The following is a 22,227-nucleotide window of genomic DNA, read 5'->3' as shown; positions in this document are numbered from 1 at the left end:
GGTCCGCGCAAACGACCTCAGGAGATGTCTGGATCAAGGATGCTTGTCCCTGGTTAAAGCTATTGAACGGACCTGCGACTCGCTGAAGCCCCCACCAAACCGTCTTATACAGATTCGTTGTCTGGGACATGCTGATCATGAAGACATTGCACGTCGTCTTTGGGTGACCCCCGACAGTTCCATACGGATAGATGCTTCCTGATGTCCGTTTATAAACGTTTCCGGTGTCAATGGTGCAACGCTGGCCGCTAACACCGGCGATCGCCGACAGGCTGGTAGGAGCAGCGACTTCCTTCGAGATTCGGTTCTTGGGGGTCTCTTCCGTGAATGTTCCCAAGCTCTGCTGGGCTGTAGCTACCTCGGCCCAAGTCAGGTCGCCAGGTTTCGGCGCCGCGACCTTTGGATCATATGCCGGAGCATCGGCGGGGGCGTCTGGCGCCTTCGGCGACTGTTCAATGGCAGTTGACGGCCCTGCCGCGAACAACGAGGCCAGTAACAGGGCTGACGTGGCAAGTACGGATATTTTCTTCATGGCTCCCTTTGCTAATTGCTTTCTGTGCTTAAAACGTTCCGACTAGACAACCGGGCGTTATAAAAAGGTCAAGGCGCTCAAGTTTTCAGGTACCCTGTCAGCATGGCTGCGGTGTGGATCGTCCAACACGATGAAGAGGAACCATTTAATGCCGTGCTTGGCGTCTTCGCATCTCAAGACGAGGCGGAAGTGTTCGCCGAGGAAATCAAGCATGAGTACGCCAGAGGTGTCATCTACTCCCGTTATGAGATCGGATACCGCTTCAACAGAGGACCTGGGCACGTGAGTTTCGGCCCCGGCGACCAGTAACTGGCGGCAACTGCGCCGTACATTCTTAAGGTTCTTGACTTTCGATTCACCCTGTCTTCCGACGAGCGTTATCGGGAGGGGCGACCGGTAAGGCAAATGCTTCAGAATCAAATTAGGCAGAAAAGGCAAATTAAGCAACATTTTTTGTTAAACGGATGGAGGACTTTATCGTGGAGTTCTAGAATCTGGTACTCACAATTTTTATCTTTTGATGTTCCCCAATACTCAATCCCCAATCCAAACACCACTCAATTTTTTGTCTTCGAGCACTCAATTTTGCATATCGACCACTCAGGCAAGAGCAAAACCCTTGACACTGCGTGGTGGGAACCTCGGCTGGAACGGGGGCGTCCTTTGCGCACCGCACAGGCACCGGATACCATGTGAGACGTGTCACCGAAAGGCGGCACGTGCTTATGATCTGCGGCGGGAGAGCCCTGCCGGTACGTTTCAGCAGGCGCCGTAGGAGCAAATCCTCCCCAGGAATCTCTCAGGCCCATGTACCGCCGCGGCAAGGCAACTCTGGAAAGCAGCCCGGGCAACCGGACTCACCGACGGTGCAAGCGTCCAGCCACGAGGCGGAGACGCGGAAACTCTCAGGTCCAATACAGAGCGGGGAGGAACCGAATCAACGTGGTGCGTCCGCGCCACCTGAATTATGGAGTTCCTCATGACCCTGGCACCCGAAGGCCGTAAGCTGCTGCGCGTTGAACAGCGCAACAAAGCCGTCCCGGTCGAACGCAAGCCCGAGTGGATCAAGGCCAAGGTCCAGATGGGCCCGGAGTTCGTGGGCCTGAAGAACCTCGTGAAAAAGGAAGGCCTGCACACCGTCTGCGAGGAAGCCGGCTGCCCGAACATCTTCGAGTGCTGGGAAGACAAGGAAGCGACCTTCCTCATCGGCGGCTCCGAATGCACCCGCCGCTGCGACTTCTGCCAGATCGACACCGGCAAACCCTCCCCCGTGGACCGGTTCGAACCCACCAAGGTCGCCCGCTCCGTCCAGGCCATGGCCCTGCGCTACGCCACCGTCACCGGCGTCGCCCGCGACGACCTCGAAGACGAAGGCGTCTGGCTCTACGCCGAAACCGTCCGCAAGATCCACGAACTGAACCCCGGCACCGGCGTCGAACTGCTCATCCCCGACTTCTCCGGCAAACCCGAACACATCAAAGCGATCTGCGACTCGAACCCGGAAGTCTTCGCGCACAACGTCGAAACCGTGCCCCGGATCTTCAAGCGCATCCGCCCCGCGTTCCGCTACGACCGCTCCCTGGACGTCATCACCCAGGGCCGGGCCGCCGGCATGGTCACCAAATCCAACCTGATCCTGGGCATGGGCGAAACCCGGGAAGAGATCTCCGAAGCACTGGCCGACCTGCACGCCGCCGGCTGTGACCTGATCACCATCACCCAGTACCTGCGCCCCTCCGAACGGCACCTGCCCGTGGACCGCTGGGTCAAACCCCAGGAATTCGTCGAGCTCGCCACCGAAGCCGAGGAAATCGGCTTCCTCGGAGTCATGTCCGGCCCCCTGGTCCGCTCCTCCTACCGCGCCGGACGCCTCTGGGCCACCGCGATGCGCAAGAAAGGCCGCGAAATCCCCGCACACTTAGAGCACATTGCCGAAGGCATCCAGGACTCCGGCACCACCCGCCAGGAAGCCCGCACCCTCCTCGCACACCACGCGACGGCCTGATCCGCAAGGAGCCAGCATGTTCCCCACCCGGATTGAAATCATTCCCTCAGACGGAATCGTCGAGAAAGTCCAGGCCGCAGTGCCGCTTTCCACAACGCTCACCGTTACCTGCTTGCCCCATCACGGGATCGCGCGGACCATGGAGGCTTCCATCAAGCTCAGCCTTCTGGGCTACAACGTGGTTCCGCACCTCTCGGCACGCGGGCTGGAGCACCGGTCGCAGCTTTCCCGCATCCTCCGGGACTGCGAGGCTGCCGGGATCACGGAGGTCTTCGCCATCGGTGGAGACGGCGCGCAAGCTGCCGGCCCCTATGGATCGAGCCTTCCCCTCTTGGCGGACATCGCCGAGTGCTCCGGCGGCAGCATCACCGCGGGCATCGCCGGTTACCCCGAGGGGCATCCTTCCGTGAGCGGGCTGGACTTGCTGGATGCCCTGTTGGCCAAACAACATCTGGCGACGCACGTTGTCACGCAAATGTGTTTCTCCGCCCCGAAGGTCCTCGATTACGCAGCACTCCTGCGCCGCGAAGGGGTCGACCTGCCGGTGTGGGCCGGTGTTCCCGGGGCCGTTCCGAGGACAAAACTGCTGGCGCTGGCGACCCAGATCGGCGTCGGGACCTCCTTGAAGTTCCTCAGCAATAAAGGGACCCTTGCGCGCAAGCTTCTGGGCGTGGACAAGTACTCACCGGAAGGCCTGGTTTCCGAACTAACGGCGCGCCCGGATGGTATCTCCGGAATCCATCTCTACAGTTTCAACCGACTGGACATGCCAAGTTGGGGGGGAAGCGATCTGCCAGATCCCGAGCCCAGCGAAGCAGCATCCGCCTAGCCGCGTACGCTGACCCCCTAGGTCCTGGGAACCCCTAGCTTCCCGGGACTGAAATCACCGCGACCGTCTTCTGGGCGTCATCGCGCAGTTCCACGCCCGAAATCCCGGCGAGCTGGACCGGCGTCGCGCCCGTGACCTTGATGTGGCCGCTGGAGGTCGCCGTCCAACCGCACGCCATTTCCTCCGTGCCGTCGCGGCCCTTGACCCATAGGTACATCGTGCCCTGCGCCGGCATGCTGCGGCCTTCCAGTTGCAGCTCGGTCCCCCACGCCTTCCTGACGAGCCCCACAGTGAGCTGCAGGCCGCTGTCCGTCTGCAGCGAGTAGCTGGCGTCAGGTTTGGGCGGCTGGTTCAACACCGGCCCCGCCAGTATGCCCAACCCCAGGCAAGCGGCGGCCACGGCACCCACCAAGGCCGTCCACCGGCGTCGGGATTTCCGCCGCCGTGCCGCCATTTTCACAAGAATCGGCTGCGGTAGCGTCTCTGAAAAAGCCCCCATACGTGAGCGGGCGTCGGGCGGAACTGCGGCGGAGGGCTCGACGGCGGGGCGCCCGGCGGCGAGCGCGACGGCGTCGGGCACGGGGACGGCGTCGAGGAGGGCAGGGAGGCTCTCCAGCTCGCCCAGCTCGAGCCGGCAATCAGCGCAGCTTGCCAAGTGCGCTTCGAAAGCCTTGGCCTCGGCAGGCTCGAGGCCGCCGAGCAAGTAGGCGCCCAGCAATTGGTGAAGTCCGGTTTCGTTCACCGCTGCACCCCCATTTCGTCGAGAATCGTGCGAAGCGCCCTGACGGCGTAGAAGGCCCGGGATTTCACCGTGCCGCTGGGGATGTTAAGCCTCAGCGCGGCCTCGTTAACCGTGAAACGTTCGTAATGCAGGGCTACCAGGACCTCCCGGTGTTCAGTGCTGAGCCGCAGGAGCGCCTCCTCCATAAGGACCCGGTTGAGGAGCTCGTCCACTCGCTCGGTGGCCTCCTCCGGGTCCGCCATGTCGCGTTCGGCAGCCTCTGCCGGGCGCCGCTGGGCCTTGCGGTAGTTGTCGATGATGACATTGCGGGCAGTGCGGAACAAATAGCTGCGCAGGCTGCCGGTGATCTGCGGGGCGTGCTGCCACACGCGAAGGATGGTTTCCTGCACCACGTCCTCGGCCAAGTGCGCGTCCGGCGTGCAGCTCAGCACGAAGTGGCGCAGGGCTGCGCCGTGGTCGCGGTAGATCGCGGCCACCACATCCTCGTCGAGCGGCATCGGCGCCTCCTTGGTGCTCGGCTTCCCCTTCTCGTGCGATACGACGTGCCCGCCACTAAAAAGGTTCACGCCCTGTGAACCATTCTTCACCCGGCGGCGTCGTACGGGTTAGCTTCCGGCACGTCCGCGGCCGGTGCAAGCGAAGGAGCAAACCATGAAGAAGCAACTCGGCACCGGGCTCGGCATTCTTGCTCTGGCCATCGCCCTCACTGCCTGCGGAGGAAGCCCCGGCGCGTCCTCCACATCCTCGAGCGCCACCAGTCCCGGTCCGACGGCGTCCAGCCCCGCGGCGTCGAGCACTCCTGCAGGCGCGGCGGAACTGAAGACGGCGACGTCGAGCGTTGGCGAGCGAGTGGTTGCGGCGAACGGCAAGAGCGTCTACATCTTCACGAAGGACGTCAAGGATTCCGGAAAAAGCGCTTGCACCGGCGGCTGCGCTAACAACTGGCCCGCCGTGACAACGACGTCGACCAGGCCGGCGGTTGACGGGGTGAGCGGAAGCATAGGCACCATCCCCACAGCAGACGGCAAGATGCAGATCACCATCAACGGCATGCCCCTCTACTTCTTCTCCAAGGACGAAGACTCCAGTGACACCTATGGCCAAGGCGTGGGTGGCGTCTGGTTCCTGGTCAGCCCGTCCGGCTCCATGGTGACCCCGAGCAGCAGCACCCCGAGCAGCACCAGCACCCCAAGCGGGAGCAGCATGGGCTACTGAAACCCTCGCTCACTTTTGCAGCCCAAAAGGCAAACGCTCGCTCAGATCTCTCCGGGCCTGCCGGAAGATCTGAGCGAGCGTCCGCCTTGGAAGCCCTATAGGTGAGCGAGCGTCCGCCTTGGAAGCCCTATAGGTGAGCGGGCGTTTTAGGCGTCTTCGAACTCGTCAGCGTCTTCGAACTCGACGGCGGCGATGATTTCCTTCGTCTCCGGGTGGATCATGAAGGCTTCGTCGTCCCCTTCGATCATGATGTAGTTGCCGTGGTCCGTGGTGAAGTGCCAGGCGAGGATCGTCTCGCCGTCGTGCTCGTAGTTGGGATCGCCCATGGTGATCTTCTCCAGCTGGTAGCCGGCAACGTCGCACAGTTCACGGATGATGAGCTCGAATTCGGGGGCGTTCTCGAGTTCCGCTTCCGCTGCCTCGGCCTTGCGCTCTTCGAGGTTGGGAATCCGGGCTACGCGCTCGGCGATGTGTGCCTTGAGCTGCTCCTCGTCCAGGTAGAGCACGCCGTCCTGGCCGCGGAGCCAGGCTGCGTTGAGTTCGATGATGTCTTCGGTCTCCAGGAGGGATTCGAATTCGCCGTCGAGGGCCTCGAGCTCAGCAACGGCTTCCGGTGCCTCTTCGGACTCGTCAAGGTCACCGTCCAGGTAGGCCTCGGCGTCGTCTTCGGACAGCGCGTCGAACGCTGCGACGGTGCGGTTGAACAGCTCGAGGTGGCCTTTGGCACCCATTCCTTCGAGGCCTTCGCGGACAAACGCATCCACCTCTTCGCGTTCCGGGACCGTGAACACGTACTGGGCGAAACCGCCCGCGAGTGCCTGTGTCAGGTAGAAGTCCACAAAGTAGCTGCGCAGAGCGTTGGTAGCGATTTCCTCATGGTTGAGGAGCTCCTCGTACATCTCGTTGACCACGGTGACGTTCGCGTCCACAACGGCTGCGTCGTCGGCCTCGATGCTGTCCTTCGTCAGAACTGTTGCGTTCCTAAAGGTGGTCTCATTGCTGGTCATGGGATTTCCTCACTGCTGGGAAGCTTGTGCTGCTCCGGACCCTTTCAACGTACGCGGAGGCGGTTGTCGGGCAGGCTAGGCAGAGGTGAACGTCCGGCAAAGTTTCAGGGCCGCGGTGGGGGCCCTAGGATTCATAGATAGCCTCCTGCCGAAAGTAGTCCCAACGAATGCCTTCCCACTCAGACGACTCCTGGGAACTGGCGATTCAGACACCCGCCATTAACGACCGCTCCCTGGCGGCCGGCCTCGCCTATGCCATGGGAAGCCGGGTCAGCGGCATCACTTTCGATTCCGCTACGGGCCTGATGATGGGCAAGGTCAGGGGCAGTGGCCCCTCAGCGTATTCGACGTCGGCCAAGCTGGTCCGCAAGCCCGGCGGCTGGAGCTGCACCGTGGGCGTGTGCAGTTGCCCCGTCCGCAAGGACTGCAAACATGTGGCCGCCCTTCTCTTCGCCGCCGAAGACCACCCTGCAGTGCGGGCACAGCTGCTGAGCGCGCCTGCGTTTGGGCAGACGGCGCAGCCTGGGGAAATCGTGCAGCGGCCGGCCTGGGAGCAGGCACTCAGCAAGCTCATAGCCACTCCGGGAACCGCAACGCAAGGCCAGGGCCTCCCCTTGGCGCTGGCGTTCGAGGTGGAAGAACCTGCACCGCACTTCTCCTACACCGGCCGGCGGGATCCGCTCCGCAGCGTGCGCCAGCTCAAGGCCCGCCCGGTGATGATGGGCGCCAAGGGCAAGTGGATCCGGGGCGATGTTTCCTGGACCAACCTGAACTACCTCGGCTACAAGCGCGAGTTCAACGAAGCCCATATCGACTGGATGCAGAACTTCCTGGCCGCGCATTCCACTGCTGACTACCGGCAGCTCACCTCGAGCATGTGGATGCTGCTCAACGAATTCGCCGGCAAGAACCTGTGGAGCCTCATAGCCGATGCCGAGAAGATAGGGGTCGCGCTCATCCATTCCGGCGGAGCCGCACCGGTCCGCATTGCTGCCGAGCCCGCCGTCGTCGGGCTTGACCTTAGCCGGCCCGACGGCGGACTGCAGCTCGCGCCGTCGGTGACCTTGGGCGGGGACGCCCTTGATCCGGCCACTTTGGGCTTGATCGGCCGCCCGGCGCATGGCTTGTTCTTCACCGGTCCCGGCGAGGGGCACTTGCCTGGCGTATCGGCACCCGAGAACCTCATCACGCTGGCTCCGTTGGAGGGCGGCGAGTCGCAGGAACTCCTCGATTTCGTCATGGGCGCATCCCGGCTCCAGATCCCGGCGAAGGACGAAGAGCGATTCCTCACGGCGTTCTATCCGAAACTCAAGCAGTCCACCCGGGTCACGGCAGCGGACCATTCGGTGGAGTTGCCGGTCCTCGCCGTGCCCACGCTGTCCCTGCTGGCGAACTACGGTTCCGACCACCGCGTGCGGCTGCACTGGGAGTGGCACTACAAGGCGGGCAAGCTCGTGACGGCCCAGCCCCTCTGGCGGCACCCGGACGATCACGGCTACCGCGACGACGCCGAGGAAGCCCGGATCCTGGAGTCCCTGGGCCGGCCTTGGGATGTGGTCGCCGCGCTGGGCGAATCCTCGAGCGGAGGATGGGGGGCTCCACGGTTGGCGGCCTCGGTAGCGCTGGACGGCCTGGACACCCTGGCCTTCACCGAGGAGGTACTGCCCCGGCTCCGCGAACTGCCCGACGTCGTCGTCGACACCTCCGGCGAGATCGCCGACTACCGCGAGGCCACCGAGGCTCCCGTCGTCTCCATTTCGACCAAGGCCACCGACAGCCGCGACTGGTTCGATCTCGGCATCGTCATCACGCTAGAGGGCGAACCTGTCTCCTTCGCCGCGGTGTTCTCCGCCCTCGCGGCCGGCCAGAGCCGGATGTTGCTGCCCAGCGGCGCCTACTTCTCGCTGGACCTGCCCGAACTGCACCAGCTCCGCGCGCTGATCGACGAGGCCAGGTCCTTGCAGGACAACCCGGACCGGCACGGCACCCTTCAGATCAGCCGCTTCCAGGCCGGGCTGTGGGATGAGCTCGCGCAACTGGGGATTGTGGAAGAGCAAGCGGCCGCATGGCGCGAGGCCGTGGGCGGCTTGCTCGACGACGGCGTGACCGGGCTGCCGCTGCCAGGCTCGCTTGATGCCGAGCTCCGTCCGTACCAGCTGGAGGGCTTCAACTGGTTGAGTTTCCTGTACCGGCACAGCCTGGGTGGCGTCCTGGCCGACGACATGGGCCTCGGCAAGACGGTGCAGGCGATTGCTTTGATGTGCGCGGCGAAGGAGCAGGCTGAAGCCGCCGCAGGCGGCGCGGGTGGCAGCGCTCCCTTTTTGGTGGTCGCGCCGACCAGCGTCGTGGGCAACTGGGCCGCCGAGGTCCAACGCTTCGCGCCCGGCCTGAGCATGAAGACCGTCGGAGAAACCTTCGCCAAGAGCGGCGCCGATCCGCGGGAAGCCATGGCCGGAACCGACGTCGTCATCACTTCCTATGCTCTGTTCCGGATCGACTACGAAGCCTACGCAGCCAAGGAATGGGCCGGGCTCATGCTCGACGAGGCCCAGTTCGTCAAGAACCACCAGTCCAAGGCGTACCAGTGCGCCCGGAAACTCCCGGCATCCTTCAAGCTCGCCATCACGGGAACGCCGCTTGAGAACAACCTCATGGAGTTCTGGGCGCTGACCTCGATCGTCGCCCCCGGGCTGTTCTCCAGCCCGCGCCGCTTCGCTGAGTACTACCAAAAGCCTGTCGAAAAGAACGGCGACAAGGCCCAGCTCGCCAAGCTCCGGCGTCGGGTCCGCCCCCTCATGATGCGCCGCACTAAAGAGCAGGTCATCAAGGACCTGCCACCGAAGCAGGAGCAGGTGCTGGAAGTGGTGCTGAACCCGCGGCACCAGAAGGTGTACCAGACGCATCTGCAGCGCGAGCGGCAGAAAATCCTTGGACTCATCGACGACGTCAATAAGAACCGCTTCACCATTTTCCAGTCGCTCACCCTGCTGCGGCAGTTGAGCCTGGATGTCTCCCTGGTGGACGAGTCCCTGTCCGCAGTGCGCTCGTCCAAGCTCGATGTGCTGTTCGAACAGTTGGAGGACATCGTTGCCGAGGGGCACAGGGCCCTCATTTTCAGCCAGTTCACCGGATTCCTGGGCAAGGTCAGGGAGCGGCTCGACGCGGAGAACATCGAGTATTGCTACCTCGACGGCAGCACCCGGAACCGGGCCGACGTCGTGAGCGAATTCAAGAACGGCGCAGCGCCCGTGTTCCTCATTTCCTTGAAGGCCGGCGGCTTCGGCCTGAACCTGACCGAAGCCGATTATGTCTTCCTGCTGGATCCATGGTGGAACCCGGCTTCTGAAGCGCAGGCCGTGGACCGCACCCACAGGATCGGGCAGGCGAGGAACGTGATGGTTTACCGTTTGGTGGCCAAGGACACCATCGAGGAAAAGGTCATGGCGCTCAAGACCAGGAAGTCGCAGCTGTTCGCGGATGTGATGGAAGGCGATGCCCTGGCCGGCGGCGCCCTGACCGCGGAGGACCTGGCGGGCCTGTTCGCGGAGTAGGGATTCACAGGCAGGGCTCAGAACAGCCACCAGACTCATCATTACTCACTTTTATGGCATAAAATGTGAATAACGAGCGAGTAACTCAGCGATTCTGGAGGACTTCATGGCAGTCTGGCCCGCGCACGGGAGCAAGATCGTGCCGTGGAAGTCCTCCGGCCGGCCCCCGCGGGAGGACCGGGAGTTCACCGAGGTGGAGGTGTCGCTGCCACCGCTCATAGCGGATCTCTGGTTCGAGCCAGGACGTGAAACCATCGTGGCGCTTGAAGAGGCTGCGATCGCCATCTCATCCTTGGATGTGACCGCAGCTTCCCGCATGGCCGCCATCAGTGGATTCCTTCTTCGCAGCGAGGCGGTTTCGTCGTCCAAGATCGAGCACGTCGACGCTAAGCGAAATGACTACGCCCGGGCGATGATCGGACTGAAGGCAACGGACCAGGCCAATTCGATGGTCGCCGCCGCCGAAGCCGTCCAGGGCATGATCAACGACGCCGGCACCACAGGTGAGATTAGACTGGAGGCCCTGCTTGCAGCGCATAAGACGCTCATGAAAAACGACCCCATGGATGGCACGCATGCCGGTTCGTTCCGGGGCGTCCAGAACTGGATCGGTGGAAGCGATTATTCACCCCGAGGGGCCATTCATGTGCCGCCGCCTGCAGAGCTCGTCCCCGGATTCATGGACGATCTCATGGCATTCTCCGCCCGACGGGACGTCCCGATCATGGCCCAAGCGGCTATTGCGCACGCCCAATTCGAATCCATACACCCGTTCACCGACGGCAACGGCCGTATTGGCCGGGCGCTGATCGGAGCGGTCTCCCGCCGGCGAGGGCTGACGAAGAACACGGTAATACCGATCGCTTCGGCCATGGTTGCGGACGTGGAGAGCTACTTTTCCTTGCTCAACAACTACCGCAACGGTGAGGTAGATCCGTTCGTGCTGTATCTGGCCAAGTCCTCACTCCGCGCAGCGGAAGCGGCCCGCGAGTCAGTGGCATCCCTCGACGCCCTCCCGGCTGCATGGATGGAGGCGGCCCGACCCCGAAAAGGCTCCGCAGACGAGAAGATCATCCCTTGGCTCTTGGAGCGGCCGGTGTTCGAAGCGCACAGCGCCGCATCCATCGCGGGCGTCGAAGAGCGATCCATATACAGGGTCCTGGATAGGCTGACGAACGCCGGCATTCTGGCGCAAATCACCCAATCGCAACGGAATCGCGCATGGGCAGCAACCGAAGTCCTGGACGAAGTAGACCGGCTCAATCGACGCCTGGCTGCACGCGACGCCTGAAGCAACTGCGTCGAGGTGGCTTAGGCTGGACCGCATGGCTATCATCCATCGAGCAACCCTGAGTCCCAGCAAACTTGAACTCATCGAAACGTATTTGCCCGCCCAGCCGTGGTTCACCAAGGATGGCTCCACGCCGCCCGAGCTGCTCGGCGCGTACCGCTTCGATGATCCGGACGGCGAAGTCGGCCTCGAGACCCACTTGGTCTCCCACGGCGGCAAGGTCTATCAGGTTCCTTTGAGCTACCGGGGTTCGGAATTGCCCGGTGGGGAGGACTCGTTGCTCGGCACCATGGAACACTCGGTGTTGGGCACGAGGTGGGTGTACGACGCCTGCGCCGACCCCGTCTACGTAGCTGCCCTGGCCGCGGCCATCCTCACTGGACAAGAGGAAGCCCGACAGTTCGTGGAGGTCGACGGCGCCTTGGAGCCACGCGCCAGCTCCGTCAAAGTCAAAGGCAGTGGAGCCCCCGGTAGCGAAGTCCCTTCGGTGACCCCGGCCGCCCCGGTCACAGAAGACGGCGTCACTGGCATCGACGCCGGTAAGCTCACGCTGCTGGTAAATCGTGTCCTGGACCCGGGGACACCCGGTCCGGAAAATTCGGATGCCCTGCGGGGCACGTGGGCCGGGCAGGAAGCGCCCGTGCTGCTGGCGTCGCTCTCGCAGGCCTAGAGGACTACTCCCCCGGACGCGGCCGCCACACAACAACTGCCTGTGACCGCGCCCGGGGGCGCTGCCCGCGGGCCAGGCTGACGACGTCGCCCGCTGCTCCCGCAGCAAAAATACGGGCCTCCATCGGGCTCCGCCGGCGTTGCAATTCCTCGCTCAACTCGGCCACGCGGAATTGCAGCGCGGCCACCTGGTTTTCCAGTTCGAGGATGCGCTTGATGCCCTCGAGGGACACGCCCTCCTGGGAGAGCCGCTGGACCTCGCGCAAGCGGTCGATGTCCCGTTGGGAGTAACGCCGGGACTTGCCCGGGGCACGGCTCGGCGACACGATACCGAGGCGGTCGTACTGGCGCAGGGTCTGCGGGTGCATGTCAGCCAGTTCGGCCGCGACGGAGATGACGAAGATCGGCTGGTTGATGTCGATCCCCATGCCTACGTCCCCTCCCATGTGTTCTGCCGCTACAAGCGGGCCTTGGCGGCCAGGTCGTGCCGAGGATCGGCGTCCGCGGTGGCCGCGGCGAATGCCTTGACGGCTTCCTCGGCCTCTTTGTTGAGGTTCTGCGGGACGGAGACGTCGATCGTCACCAGCAGGTCCCCAGTGCCCTTCGATGTCTTGACGCCGCGGCCCTTGACCCGGAGCGTTCGCCCGGAAGGCGTGCCGGCCGGGACGCGGACGGTGACGGTGTCGCCGTCGAGCGTTGGCACGTGGATGTTCGAACCCAAGGCTGCCTCCGCGAAGGTGACCGGCACGTGGATGCGGATGTTGTCGCCGTCGCGGTGGAAGAAATCGTGCGGTTTGACGTTCACTGTGATGATGAGGTCCCCGTTGCCAGCTGCGCCGGGGTTGCCCTTGCCGCGCTGGCGGACTTTCTGGCCGTCTCGGATGCCCGCGGGAATCTTCACGTCGATGACGTTGCCGTTGCTTTCGCGCAGGCTCACCGTGGTGCCGTGAATGGAGCCCGCAAAGGAAATTGAGGTCGACGCCGTGCGGTCGCTGCCTTTTTGCGGTGCGCGCTGGAACCCGGTCTGTCCACCGCCGAAGCCGCCGCCGAAGAGGTCAGCGAACTCGGGTGGGATGCCGCCGGCACCGGCCGGCTGGCGTCCGCCGCCGAAGAGCCCGCCGAACAGGTCCTCGAAGCCGCCATTGGCCGGCCCGCCGCGAGCTGCGCCCGGAGCGAAGCGTGCCCCGCCCATAGCGCGAATGGCATCGTATTGCTGGCGCTCCTCGGCATCCGAAAGCACCGAATAGGCTTCCGAGACGTCCTTGAACTTCTTCTCCGCAGCAGCATCCCCGGAATTGGTGTCCGGATGGTACTTCCGCGCAAGCTTGCGGTACGCCTTCTTGATGTCAGCGTCAGAGGCGTCCTTGGCGACACCAAGGATGGCGTAAAAGTCCTTCTCAACCCAGTCCTGGCTGGCCACTCGGCTTCTCTCTTTCGTTTCTGGTTAAGTTGCGTGCGCTGCGCGATGCATAGGCCCCCGCCCCTTCGCGTGGCGGCTAAGTCCTACGGACTTCAGCCGCCACGCTCCGGCAGGCCCGATGCCACTCCCGGGGCCTATGCTTCGCTTCGCGCCTGCTGTCATCTCACCTCAGGCGAGCTTACAGCGGGCGCGAAGCCGGATATGGGGCGGCGGTGTGGAGGGCACCCAGCGGGGGGCCCACTGCCGCGAGGGTCCCGACGCGAGCTTGCGAGCGTTGGGAGCGGCTGGGGACGGGCACCGCCCCATATCCGGCGAAGCGCCACGGTGAGCACACCCAGTGCGGCGAGCACAGCTAAGGCGGAACGCTAAGCCGGCACAGCCACAATCACCTGTGCCGCACGCAGCACGCGGTCGCCGGACCGGTAGCCGGAGCGCAGCACTTGGCTGACGGTGTCCACTTCGATGTCCTCGCCCGGCTGCTGGATGAGCGCTTCGTGGATCGTGGGGTCGAAGTCGACTCCGGTTTCCGCGATGCGCTCCAAGCCGTACGTCTTCAGCGCGTTCTCCAGCTTGGCGGCGATCGCGGCGAACGGTCCGTCCACGAGGTCGCCGTGCTGGCGGGCGGCGTCGACGTCGTCCAGCACCGGGAGCAGGGAGTTCAGGACGCCGATGACGGCCATTTCCCCTGCGACGGCGCGGTCGCGTTCGACGCGCTTGCGGTAGTTGACGTACTCAGCCTGCAGGCGCAGGAGGTCGTTGCGGAGCTCCGCGGCCTCTGCTTCTGCAGCGGCACCGGGGGCTACCGACTCTTCAGCCGGAACCTCCATGCCGTTGAGGATTTCCTCAGCCTGGGACAGGGCGTCGCCCTCGGCGGCAGCGGCGTTGGAATCAGCTGCCGATCCTTGGGTGTGGCGTGCGGCCCCGGTCTTCGGGTCAACCTTGCGGTTGTCCCGGATGACCGGTTTCTGCTGACCGGCTCCCTCACGCTCGTCGGGCTTGCCCTCGTTGCTGGAAGGTGAGTGCTCTGCGTCGTTGCCGTGGTGAGGCATGTTTACTTCTTTTCGTCTTCGTCGATGATCTCGGCGTCGACGATGTCCTCGTCGGCACCCTTGGCACCGGCCTGAGCGCCCTCAGCACCGGCGGCGCTGCTTGCGCCATCCGGGGAACCTGCGTGCGAGTAGATCGCTTCGCCGAGCTTCGACTGCGAGTGCTGCAGCTTCTCGAAAGCGGTCTTCACTACTGCGTCGTCGGTGCCTTCGAGGGCCTTCTTGAGGGCGTCGACGTCGGCCTTGACCTCGGTCTTGACCTCTTCAGGCAGCTTGTCGTCGTTTTCGGCGATGAGCTTGTCCACGGAGTAGGCGAGCTGCTCGGCAGTGTTGCGGGTGTCGGTAGCCTCGCGGCGTGCCTTGTCCTCGGCTGCGTGCTCCTCGGCTTCACGGACCATGCGGTCGATTTCTTCCTTGGACAGCGCGGTGCCGCCGGTGATGGTCATCGACTGCTCCTTGCCGGTGCCCTTGTCCTTGGCGGAGACGTGGACGATGCCGTTGGCGTCGATGTCGAAGGTGACCTCGACCTGGGGGACGCCGCGCGGTGCCGGAGCGATGCCCGTCAGTTCGAACGTGCCCAGCGGCTTGTTGTCGCGGGTGAATTCACGCTCGCCCTGGAAGACCTGGATGGCCACGGACGGCTGGTTGTCGTCAGCGGTGGTGAAGGTCTCGGAACGCTTGGTGGGGATGGCCGTGTTGCGCTCGATAAGGTGCGTCATGACGCCGCCCTTGGTTTCGATACCGAGGGACAGAGGGGTGACGTCGATCAGGAGAACGTCCTTGCGCTCACCCTTCAGCACACCGGCCTGGAGGGCTGCACCAACGGCAACAACTTCGTCCGGGTTGACGCCCTTGTTGGGCTCCTTGCCGCCGGCGAGTTCCTTCACGAGCTCGTACACAGCGGGCATACGGGTGGAACCGCCCACGAGCACGATGTGGTCGATTTGGGAGAGCTTGATGCCGGTCTCGGTGATGACGTCGTGGAACGGCTTCTTGGTGCGCTCGAGCAGGTCCTTGGTGAGGTCCTGGAACTTGGCGCGGGTCAGCTGCTCGTCCAGGTGGACCGGGCCGTCGGGGGTGACGGAGAGGTACTGGAGGGAGACGTTGGTGCTGGTGGAGGAGGAGAGTTCCTTCTTGGCCTGCTCCGAAGCCTCACGCAGTCGCTGCAGGGCGATCTTGTCCTTGGAAAGGTCGATGCCTTTGACCTTGAGTTGGTTCAGCAGGTAGTCAACAACCCGCTGGTCCCAGTCGTCGCCGCCGAGGCGGTTGTCGCCGGCGGTGGCGCGGACCTGGATGGTGGAGAAGCCGTCTTCGTCCTTGCCGACTTCCAGCAGGGAGACGTCGAACGTTCCGCCGCCGAGGTCGAAGACCAGGATGAGTTCGTCTTCCTTGCCCTTATCCAGGCCGTAGGCAAGTGCAGCGGCGGTGGGCTCGTTGACAATGCGGAGAACGTTCATGCCGGCGATTTCGCCGGCTTCCTTGGTGGCCTGGCGCTCGGCGTCGTTGAAGTAGGCCGGGACGGTGATGACAGCGTCGGTGACCTTTTCGCCGAGGTAGCTCTCGGCGTCGTTCTTGAGCTTCATGAGGATACGCGCCGAGATTTCCTGCGGCGTGTACTTCTTGTCGTCAATGGCGACGGACCAATCGGTGCCCATGTGGCGCTTTACGGACGTGATGGTGCGGTCGATGTTGTTGACGGCCTGGCGCTTGGCAATTTCGCCAACCAGGACTTCACCGGACTTGGAGAATGCAACGACCGACGGCGTGGTACGGCCACCCTCGGCGTTGGCAATGACGGTGGGCTCGCCACCTTCGAGAACAGAGACGACGGAGTTAGTGGTTCCGAGGTCGATACCTACAGCGCGTGACATATGTTGCTTCCTTTCAATGGCCGACGATGGAGATTTCACCCGATTCCGATACCCACGGAGGGCTTGGAGGGCGGGGAGCACTCAACCTTCGGCTAGTTGAGCGTTCTGGACTCAACTGTACTCAGCCCTCATTCAATGTCAATCCAAAGTTGAGTGGAGTACGCTCAACCCCGTTCTCCGAGGGCTCAAGAACCGCGGAAACTCAGGGATTATGGCCGATTTCGCCGTGGGAGAACACAGAGGGCCGACGTCGAACTCGCGGGAACAGTGCCGGTTCGCGTGAGCGCTCCGGCGAGTCCGCAGCGTTCCGGCGATGTCGACGCCGGGTGTTCCGTCAGGCGGAGTCCGGCGGCATCGGCTTGTAGACCCATGCCACCAGCACCACGGAGATGATCATCAGGAGGAACCACGAGCCAAGCTTGTCCGGGGACACCAAATGCCAGCCATCCAGCTGGCTCGGATACAGCCAGGCGTGGGACCAGGTGGCGATGTTCTCGGCAATCCAGATGAAGAGCGCCACCAGCAGGAATGCAAGGACCAGCGGCATCCGGAGTCGACGACGAAACACCCTGAAGTACATGACGCACCGGCCATAGATCACGACGACGGCGGCCAGCAGGACCCAGCGGGCGTCAGCGACGTAGTGGTGCGAAAAGAAGTTCAGGTAGATGGCCGCAGCGAGGACCGCGGTGATCCAGCGCCGCGGATACCTGTCGAAACGCAGGTCGAAAACCCGGTAAACCCGCACCATGTACGAGCCGACCGCTGCATACATGAAGCCACTGAAGAGCGGAACGGCGCCTACGCGGAGGACACCCTCGGCTTCGTAGGACCACGAGCCGACGTCGGTCTTGAACAACTCCATGACCGTTCCCACCATGTGGAAGAGCACGATAACCCTGAGTTCGCGCAAGGTTTCCAGCCTCGTGGCCACCATCAGGATTTGGATCACGACGGCGGCGATCGTCAGGAAATCGTTCCTCGCGAGGCCGGCGCTGGCCGGATACCAGAGGTGGGCAGCGAAAATGACGGCGAGGAGCGAAGCGCCGAAGATGCACGCCCATGCCTGCTTGAGGCCGAAGACGGTGAACTCGATGAGCCTGGATCGAAGCCCTTGGACCGGGGCACTCCCCAGGAAGCGGCTCGCGCTCCCGTCGATAAGTTCCTCTACCGCGGTGAGCTCACGCATCAGCGCCCTACTCGCCGGGACCGAACTCGCCAAGGCCGGGCCCGCCGGGCCCGAGCCGGCCAAGATAATAGTTCTTCGGCCAATGCCTGGCTTTTTCCGGCAGCCTTGGATAGGCCGCCGCCAAGAGCCGCATGGTGCCGTCGAAGCTGCGCCGATCCCGGGCGTTCCAAGGAAGTCCGAAACCCGCACGAAGCTGCTCCGGCAGCAGGCCCGCGGTAAGCAACCGGACCAACGGCATGCTCAACCGCATCAAGAACGGCCCACCCGCGGGGTACAGAAGTTCGCGAGCCACCCTCAATGCAGCTGCATCCGGTTCGAGGTTCCGCACGGATTCGTCCCAATAGCCGGCGAAGGCCTTGCGGTCGGCAGGCCAGAGCTCGGCGGGAAGCTGCAACGCTGTCCCGATTCGCGCATACTCACGGTAGACACGATCGGCCGTCTCGTCGTCGAGGGCTCCATGGACCTTTTCGTAAACGGTGACGGCGGTGTCGTAGAGGGTCGCCACCACCCAGAGCTGGGATTGGGAGTCAAAGGCGTTGTATCCCGTCGACCCTCCGTCCGCTGACCGGCGAACAGGGGCGTGCGCACGATTCACAGCCCGGCGCACCGCGGCCAATTGCTCGTCCGAGCCATAGATTACGGCGTAGACGTACGTCATCGTTGCACGCAGCCGGTCCAGTGGCCGCTCGGCGAAATTGCTGTGTTCGGCTACGCCGTGACCGACCGCGGGATTGGCGATCTGCATCAGGATGGCGCGTCCTGCTCCGGCGAGCAAAACGCCCTCCGCGCCGATGTCAGCAAGTCCGCGAGCCATCTAGACACTCTACCGTCGGCGCCTACAACCCGACGATCCCCAGCAGCACCTCAAGCTGGTGCTCAAACAACTCGTCGCGCGCGGCGAAGGTATCAGCTCCGTACTGGCCGAATACCTCGAAGCTGACCGCACCAAAAACCGACGTCCACACCAGCATGCCCCTGGCCAGTGCAGGCTCGGGAACGGCCACGCCCAGTTCGGCCCGGATGGCCGCCAAGTCTGCGGCAAGAGCGGGAGGCACGACGACGGCGGGCGCAACGTCGGCGGCCAAGGCACCTGCGCGGAAGGCGGCATCGAAGATCCCCACCATCCGGTAGATCACCCGCGTCCCGGGTTCGGTGGTGCGCTCGGCGGGCGCCTGGTATCCGGGCACCGGGCTGCCGAACAGGAGGGCGTACCGTGCCGGCTCACGCAGGGCCCACTGACGAACGGCCCGCCCAAGCGCCAGGAACCTGCGGCGGTAGTCGTCCCCGGGGAGGGCGTCGACGGCGGCATCCACTTCGTCGCCCAGCTCTCCGTAAGCGTCAATCAGCAGGAGGGTCAGCAGTTCGTCCCGGCTCTCAACGTAGCGGTACACAGCGGATGACACCACGCCAAGATCGCGCGCAACAGCCCTCAGGGACAAGCCCGCCGCGCCATGCACAGCAAGGTGCCGGCGGCCCAGCCGGATGATGTCCGCCACCGTCTGGGCCCGGGCCCGCTCGCGGGGCGTCGAGTGTTTGGCCGCTGCGGCGGGAGGGAGGCTCATGCATCCAGCATGCCACAAAGGAGAGCAGTGGCAACAAATGTGAGCAGTGCTCTTGACAAGGGATTCGAAAGAGCCCATCCTGAATTCAGAGAGCACTGCTCTCGAATAAGTCTTACAACCCGAGGACTCGATCCCCAGCCAGAAAGCGAGCAACACCATGTACGTCGTCACAGGAGCAGGCCCCGTCGGATGGACCATTGCCGAGCAACTCGCGGAACGTGGAGAACAGGTGCGTGTCCTGACCCGCTCCGGGAGCGGCCCGGACCACCCTCTGGTCGAAAAGCTCCGCGTGGATGTCTCCGACCCGGCCAAGCTGGCGGAAGCCTTCGACGGTGCCGCGGCCGTCTTCCACTGCATCCACGGTTCCGCCTACCGCGCCAAAGCCTGGGCGGCCGAGCTTCCCGCAGCAGAGCGGGTGGTGATGGACGCCGCGGCGGCGGCGGGCGGCGTCGTCGTCTTCCCTGAGAGCCTGTACTCCTACAGCGAGCCGGACAAGACCATGACTGAAAGCAGCCCGCGCGAAGCTGCCGGTGGCAAGCGCGGGATCCGCTCCGCCTTGCTGAAGGCCCGGCAAGCCCACCCGGCGAACACCGTCAGCGTGGTGGCGGGCGATTTCTTCGGGCCACGGGCCCGCATGGCGCATGCCGGCGAGCGCATGGTCCCCCTGATCCTCAAAGGCAAGACCGTCCAGGTTCTCGGAAGCGCCGGGCAGCCGCACTCCTTCACCTACGTCCCGGATCTCGCCGCAGCCATGATCGCCGCGGCCCAAAAGCCCGAACTCTGGAACTCAGTGCTCCACGCACCCACAGGACCGGCAATGACCATGCGGGAAATCGCTGGAAACTTCGCACGCTCGGCCGGCGTTCCCGAACCGAAGCTGAGTGTGGTTCCAGGCTGGCTGCTCCGGACCCTTGGCCTGTTTTCCACCGATATGCGGGAGCTGGCCGAAATGTTGTACCAGTTCGAACGGCCATTCGTCATGGATTCCACCGCGAGCCAGGCCAAGCTCGGGCAGGAACCGACGCCGCTTGCGGACGCGATGGCGGCAACAGTGGCCTGGTGGCGGGATCAGCAAACCGTGGCTGCACGCTGAGCCTTATTCGACGCAACGATGTAACGCCAAACAGGCAACCATCGAATGGAGTTACGCCTGAATCCGGGTGACTCGTGGACCAATGCGGGAGTAACGTAGAGCACAACGGCTAGCTGGACCACTTTGTGGACTGGAGTGTCACCGTGGGTGTTGTGCGATCATCCCTGACCGAGCTCCTCGGGATACTTTCCGACGCCGTCTCGCCCGCGCGCGTGCGCTTCGATGATGGTTCCGAACCACCCACCGGTCAATCCATCGATGCCCCCGTCACGGTCCATGCCGTTGCCATGAACAGGGTGGGCCGTTCCCGGCGGGAGGGGCCGCTGCTGGACCTTGAGCTAAAGGTGGCCGTTGAATGCCATGGTCCCACACAGCTGGACAACATGGAGAAGCTCTTGGTTGCCATCGAGCAGAACACCGAATATTCCGTGGTCTCCAGCGGCGAATTCCAGCCGGACGAGTACGACGCGGGCATCCGCCAAGGCCTCGGTTTCCTGGTCCGCGTCCCCATCGGCATAAGCCTCGACGAGCCTTCCGAACCTCCGGTCGCTGAACCCCTGCTTGCTGCTGCCGCGGTGGCCCGCCTCATCCACGGCAGGTTGGTCGACGTCCATAACAAGGGCATCCCTGAGGCGTATATCCGCCCGCATTCGTCCGGAACCGCCGTCGTGAGCGATCCCACCGGCCATTTCGAGGTCCTGGCCTCGGCGGACGATCTCCAGCATTTTGTCGTGGCAGTCCGCGGCACTGAACGTGAAGTCGCGGCCAATACGAGCAGCTTGCCGGTCATCATCCGCTGGGAATGAGGGATAACAGGCCCCAGGACGTGAAATGATCAACCATGCGTCCGATGCAGCACTCCAGCAAACTACAGAACGTCCGTTATGAACTCCGTGGGCCCATCCTCCAAGCGGCCAAGACCATGGAGGCCGAAGGGCACCGCATCCTCAAGATGAATCTTGGTGACACCGCGCCTTTCGGGCTGGAAGCTCCGGAGTCCGTGGTGGTGGACATGATCCACCACCTCCGCGGCGCTCAAGGCTACAGCGATTCCAAAGGCATCTTCACCGCGCGGACAGCGATCTCGCAGTACTACCAGACAAAGAACCTGATGAATATCGGCGTCGAGGATATCTTCATCGGCAACGGCGTCAGTGAACTGATTTCCATGACGCTGCAGGCCTTCCTGGAAAACGGCGACGAGGTCCTCATCCCCGCTCCGGACTATCCGCTATGGACGGCCGCAGTGACCCTCACGGGGGGCAACCCGGTGCACTATCTCTGCGACGAGAGCCAGAACTGGTGGCCGGACATGTCCGACGTCCAAGCCAAAATCACCAAGCGCACCAAGGCCATCGTCATCATCAACCCGAACAACCCCACGGGCGCGGTATATCCCCGCCACATCCTGGAGCAGTTCGCGGCACTGGCCCGCAAGCATGATCTTGTCCTCTTCTCGGACGAGATCTACGAGAAGATCCGCTACGAGGACGCCCAGCACATCCACATGGCCTCCGTGGCAGACGACATCTGCGTCCTGACCTTCAGCGGCCTCTCCAAGGCTTACCGCATGCCCGGTTACCGTGCCGGCTGGGTCGCCCTGACCGGCCCGCACGCGGCGACCGCTGAATACCGTGAAGCATTGGAGCTGTTGGCTTCCCTGCGTTTGTGCTCCAACGTGCCGGCGCAGCACGCCATACAGACCTGCCTGGGCGGCTACCAGAGCATCGAGGAGCTCATCAGGCCAGGAGGCCGGCTCCGCGAACAACGGGACCTGGCCTTGAAGCTCCTGACCGCGATCCCCGGAGTGAGCTGCGTTCCCGCGGCCGGGGCAATGTATTTGTTCCCGCGGCTGGACCTTGATGTCTACCCGATTGAGAGCGACGAGAAATTTGTCCTCGATCTCCTACAGGACCAGAAAATCCTCGTCTCTCACGGCTCGGCCTTCAACTGGCCCGCCCCGGACCACTTCCGCTTCGTCATCCTGCCGTCCGTCCGCGAGATCGAGGAGGCGGTGCGCAGGATCGCCACGTTCCTGGCGGCCTATCGGAACCGGCCCCAGGAGTAGGCCCTCCTCCCAACGCTCGCTCACCTATCGCCGGGTTTCCCCCAACGCTCGCTCACCTATCGCCGGGTTTCCCCCAACGCTCGCTCACCTATCGCCGGGTTTCCCCCAACGCTCGCTCAGAAGCATGCCCCGGGGTC

General features: G+C 63.8%; 20 protein-coding genes and 1 riboswitch. Of the genes, 10 read left to right on the top strand and 10 right to left on the bottom strand.

Annotation, left to right across the window (positions count from 1 at the left end):
* Window positions 1–634 precede the first annotated feature (634 nt).
* The 3 genes from AB0O52_RS15555 to AB0O52_RS15545 all read left to right on the top strand — a co-directional run bounded on the left by AB0O52_RS15555 (window position 635) and on the right by AB0O52_RS15545 (window position 3,366).
* A complete protein-coding gene (locus AB0O52_RS15555; protein WP_364539065.1) occupies window positions 635–841 on the top strand; it encodes a hypothetical protein in 207 nt (68 codons plus the stop codon).
* Between the two features lie 417 nt (window positions 842–1,258).
* Window positions 1,259–1,357: riboswitch (glycine riboswitch) on the top strand.
* 154 nt (window positions 1,358–1,511) lie between these two features.
* The gene (gene lipA, locus AB0O52_RS15550) at window positions 1,512–2,537 is read left to right on the top strand and encodes a lipoyl synthase (protein ID WP_364539063.1); all 1,026 of its coding nucleotides are present in this window, start codon (window positions 1,512–1,514) and stop codon (window positions 2,535–2,537) included.
* Between the two features lie 16 nt (window positions 2,538–2,553).
* Window positions 2,554–3,366: a methylenetetrahydrofolate reductase gene (locus AB0O52_RS15545; RefSeq protein ID WP_364539060.1), complete on the top strand. Its 813-nt coding sequence runs from the start codon at window positions 2,554–2,556 to the stop codon at window positions 3,364–3,366.
* 34 nt (window positions 3,367–3,400) lie between these two features.
* On the opposite strand, the gene AB0O52_RS15540 is transcribed toward AB0O52_RS15545, so the two are convergent.
* Entirely contained in the window at window positions 3,401–4,108 is a 708-nt protein-coding gene (locus tag AB0O52_RS15540) for a zf-HC2 domain-containing protein (protein WP_364539057.1), read from the bottom strand.
* Window positions 4,105–4,605, bottom strand: coding sequence for a sigma-70 family RNA polymerase sigma factor (locus tag AB0O52_RS15535; protein ID WP_364539161.1), 501 nt, complete (start codon window positions 4,603–4,605; stop codon window positions 4,105–4,107). Before AB0O52_RS15535 ends, AB0O52_RS15540 begins: the two co-directional genes overlap by 4 nt.
* Window positions 4,606–4,759: 154 nt before the next feature.
* On the opposite strand from AB0O52_RS15535, the gene AB0O52_RS15530 reads away from it, so the two are divergent.
* Window positions 4,760–5,323, top strand: coding sequence for a hypothetical protein (locus tag AB0O52_RS15530; protein WP_364539055.1), 564 nt, complete (start codon window positions 4,760–4,762; stop codon window positions 5,321–5,323).
* Between the two features lie 146 nt (window positions 5,324–5,469).
* Here the strand turns inward: AB0O52_RS15530 and AB0O52_RS15525 are convergent, their stop codons facing one another.
* Window positions 5,470–6,330, bottom strand: a complete 861-nt coding sequence (locus AB0O52_RS15525) for a hypothetical protein (RefSeq protein WP_364539052.1) — start codon at window positions 6,328–6,330, stop codon at window positions 5,470–5,472.
* A 167-nt stretch (window positions 6,331–6,497) separates the two neighbouring features.
* Between AB0O52_RS15525 and AB0O52_RS15520 the strand changes: the two genes are divergently transcribed.
* The 3 genes from AB0O52_RS15520 (at window position 6,498) to AB0O52_RS15510 (ending at window position 11,842) form a co-directional block, all read left to right on the top strand.
* Window positions 6,498–9,881, top strand: coding sequence for a DEAD/DEAH box helicase (locus AB0O52_RS15520; protein WP_364539049.1), 3,384 nt, complete (start codon window positions 6,498–6,500; stop codon window positions 9,879–9,881).
* Between the two features lie 106 nt (window positions 9,882–9,987).
* A complete protein-coding gene (locus AB0O52_RS15515; RefSeq protein ID WP_364539046.1) occupies window positions 9,988–11,172 on the top strand; it encodes a Fic family protein in 1,185 nt (394 codons plus the stop codon).
* Window positions 11,173–11,206: 34 nt separating this feature from the next.
* Window positions 11,207–11,842, top strand: a complete 636-nt coding sequence (locus AB0O52_RS15510) for a hypothetical protein (RefSeq protein ID WP_364539043.1) — start codon at window positions 11,207–11,209, stop codon at window positions 11,840–11,842.
* Window positions 11,843–11,846: 4 nt separating this feature from the next.
* Here the strand turns inward: AB0O52_RS15510 and AB0O52_RS15505 are convergent, their stop codons facing one another.
* From AB0O52_RS15505 to AB0O52_RS15475, 7 genes are all read right to left on the bottom strand, one after another.
* A complete protein-coding gene (locus AB0O52_RS15505; RefSeq protein ID WP_364539040.1) occupies window positions 11,847–12,269 on the bottom strand; it encodes a helix-turn-helix transcriptional regulator in 423 nt (140 codons plus the stop codon).
* Window positions 12,270–12,298: 29 nt separating this feature from the next.
* Entirely contained in the window at window positions 12,299–13,261 is a 963-nt protein-coding gene (locus tag AB0O52_RS15500; protein WP_364539037.1) for a DnaJ C-terminal domain-containing protein, read from the bottom strand.
* A gap of 365 nt (window positions 13,262–13,626) precedes the next feature.
* Window positions 13,627–14,310 (bottom strand): nucleotide exchange factor GrpE, encoded by a 684-nt coding sequence (locus tag AB0O52_RS15495; RefSeq protein WP_364539035.1) that lies wholly within the window; start codon window positions 14,308–14,310, stop codon window positions 13,627–13,629.
* Between the two features lie 2 nt (window positions 14,311–14,312).
* A complete protein-coding gene (gene dnaK, locus AB0O52_RS15490) occupies window positions 14,313–16,178 on the bottom strand; it encodes a molecular chaperone DnaK (RefSeq protein WP_364539033.1) in 1,866 nt (621 codons plus the stop codon).
* A 334-nt stretch (window positions 16,179–16,512) separates the two neighbouring features.
* On the bottom strand, window positions 16,513–17,367 hold the full coding sequence (locus AB0O52_RS15485) for a DUF817 domain-containing protein (RefSeq protein ID WP_364539031.1): 855 nt from the start codon (window positions 17,365–17,367) through the stop codon (window positions 16,513–16,515).
* Window positions 17,368–17,374: 7 nt separating this feature from the next.
* Window positions 17,375–18,181, bottom strand: coding sequence for an oxygenase MpaB family protein (locus AB0O52_RS15480; protein ID WP_364539029.1), 807 nt, complete (start codon window positions 18,179–18,181; stop codon window positions 17,375–17,377).
* Between the two features lie 22 nt (window positions 18,182–18,203).
* On the bottom strand, window positions 18,204–18,929 hold the full coding sequence (locus AB0O52_RS15475) for a WHG domain-containing protein (protein WP_364539027.1): 726 nt from the start codon (window positions 18,927–18,929) through the stop codon (window positions 18,204–18,206).
* A gap of 157 nt (window positions 18,930–19,086) precedes the next feature.
* On the opposite strand from AB0O52_RS15475, the gene AB0O52_RS15470 reads away from it, so the two are divergent.
* The 3 genes from AB0O52_RS15470 (at window position 19,087) to AB0O52_RS15460 (ending at window position 22,090) form a co-directional block, all read left to right on the top strand.
* Entirely contained in the window at window positions 19,087–20,022 is a 936-nt protein-coding gene (locus AB0O52_RS15470) for an NAD-dependent epimerase/dehydratase family protein (RefSeq protein WP_364539025.1), read from the top strand.
* A 152-nt stretch (window positions 20,023–20,174) separates the two neighbouring features.
* A complete protein-coding gene (locus tag AB0O52_RS15465) occupies window positions 20,175–20,828 on the top strand; it encodes a hypothetical protein (protein WP_364539023.1) in 654 nt (217 codons plus the stop codon).
* 35 nt (window positions 20,829–20,863) lie between these two features.
* A complete protein-coding gene (locus AB0O52_RS15460; protein ID WP_364539021.1) occupies window positions 20,864–22,090 on the top strand; it encodes a pyridoxal phosphate-dependent aminotransferase in 1,227 nt (408 codons plus the stop codon).
* Window positions 22,091–22,227: the final 137 nt, after the last annotated feature.

Source organism: Arthrobacter sp. NPDC080073, from assembly GCF_040686575.1.
In the GTDB taxonomy this organism is placed as follows: domain Bacteria; phylum Actinomycetota; class Actinomycetes; order Actinomycetales; family Micrococcaceae; genus Arthrobacter.
The sequence above is the reverse complement of the archived record's forward strand: the minus strand, read 5'-3'. Positions and strand labels throughout refer to the sequence as shown.

Excerpts from the sequence above, each read along its gene's own strand:
- AB0O52_RS15555 (WP_364539065.1), top strand. The coding sequence starts at position 635 with ATGGCTGCGGTGTGGATCGTCCAACACGATGAAGAGGAACCATTTAAT.
- lipA (WP_364539063.1), top strand. The coding sequence starts at position 1,512 with ATGACCCTGGCACCCGAAGGCCGTAAGCTGCTGCGCGTTGAACAGCGC.
- AB0O52_RS15545 (WP_364539060.1), top strand. The coding sequence starts at position 2,554 with ATGTTCCCCACCCGGATTGAAATCATTCCCTCAGACGGAATCGTCGAG.
- AB0O52_RS15535 (WP_364539161.1), bottom strand. The coding sequence starts at position 4,605 with ATGCCGCTCGACGAGGATGTGGTGGCCGCGATCTACCGCGACCACGGC.
- AB0O52_RS15530 (WP_364539055.1), top strand. The coding sequence starts at position 4,760 with ATGAAGAAGCAACTCGGCACCGGGCTCGGCATTCTTGCTCTGGCCATC.
- AB0O52_RS15525 (WP_364539052.1), bottom strand. The coding sequence starts at position 6,330 with ATGACCAGCAATGAGACCACCTTTAGGAACGCAACAGTTCTGACGAAG.
- AB0O52_RS15520 (WP_364539049.1), top strand. The coding sequence starts at position 6,498 with ATGCCTTCCCACTCAGACGACTCCTGGGAACTGGCGATTCAGACACCC.
- AB0O52_RS15515 (WP_364539046.1), top strand. The coding sequence starts at position 9,988 with ATGGCAGTCTGGCCCGCGCACGGGAGCAAGATCGTGCCGTGGAAGTCC.
- AB0O52_RS15510 (WP_364539043.1), top strand. The coding sequence starts at position 11,207 with ATGGCTATCATCCATCGAGCAACCCTGAGTCCCAGCAAACTTGAACTC.
- AB0O52_RS15505 (WP_364539040.1), bottom strand. The coding sequence starts at position 12,269 with ATGGGGATCGACATCAACCAGCCGATCTTCGTCATCTCCGTCGCGGCC.
- AB0O52_RS15495 (WP_364539035.1), bottom strand. The coding sequence starts at position 14,310 with ATGCCTCACCACGGCAACGACGCAGAGCACTCACCTTCCAGCAACGAG.
- dnaK (WP_364539033.1), bottom strand. The coding sequence starts at position 16,178 with ATGTCACGCGCTGTAGGTATCGACCTCGGAACCACTAACTCCGTCGTC.
- AB0O52_RS15485 (WP_364539031.1), bottom strand. The coding sequence starts at position 17,367 with ATGCGTGAGCTCACCGCGGTAGAGGAACTTATCGACGGGAGCGCGAGC.
- AB0O52_RS15480 (WP_364539029.1), bottom strand. The coding sequence starts at position 18,181 with ATGGCTCGCGGACTTGCTGACATCGGCGCGGAGGGCGTTTTGCTCGCC.
- AB0O52_RS15475 (WP_364539027.1), bottom strand. The coding sequence starts at position 18,929 with ATGAGCCTCCCTCCCGCCGCAGCGGCCAAACACTCGACGCCCCGCGAG.
- AB0O52_RS15470 (WP_364539025.1), top strand. The coding sequence starts at position 19,087 with ATGTACGTCGTCACAGGAGCAGGCCCCGTCGGATGGACCATTGCCGAG.
- AB0O52_RS15460 (WP_364539021.1), top strand. The coding sequence starts at position 20,864 with ATGCGTCCGATGCAGCACTCCAGCAAACTACAGAACGTCCGTTATGAA.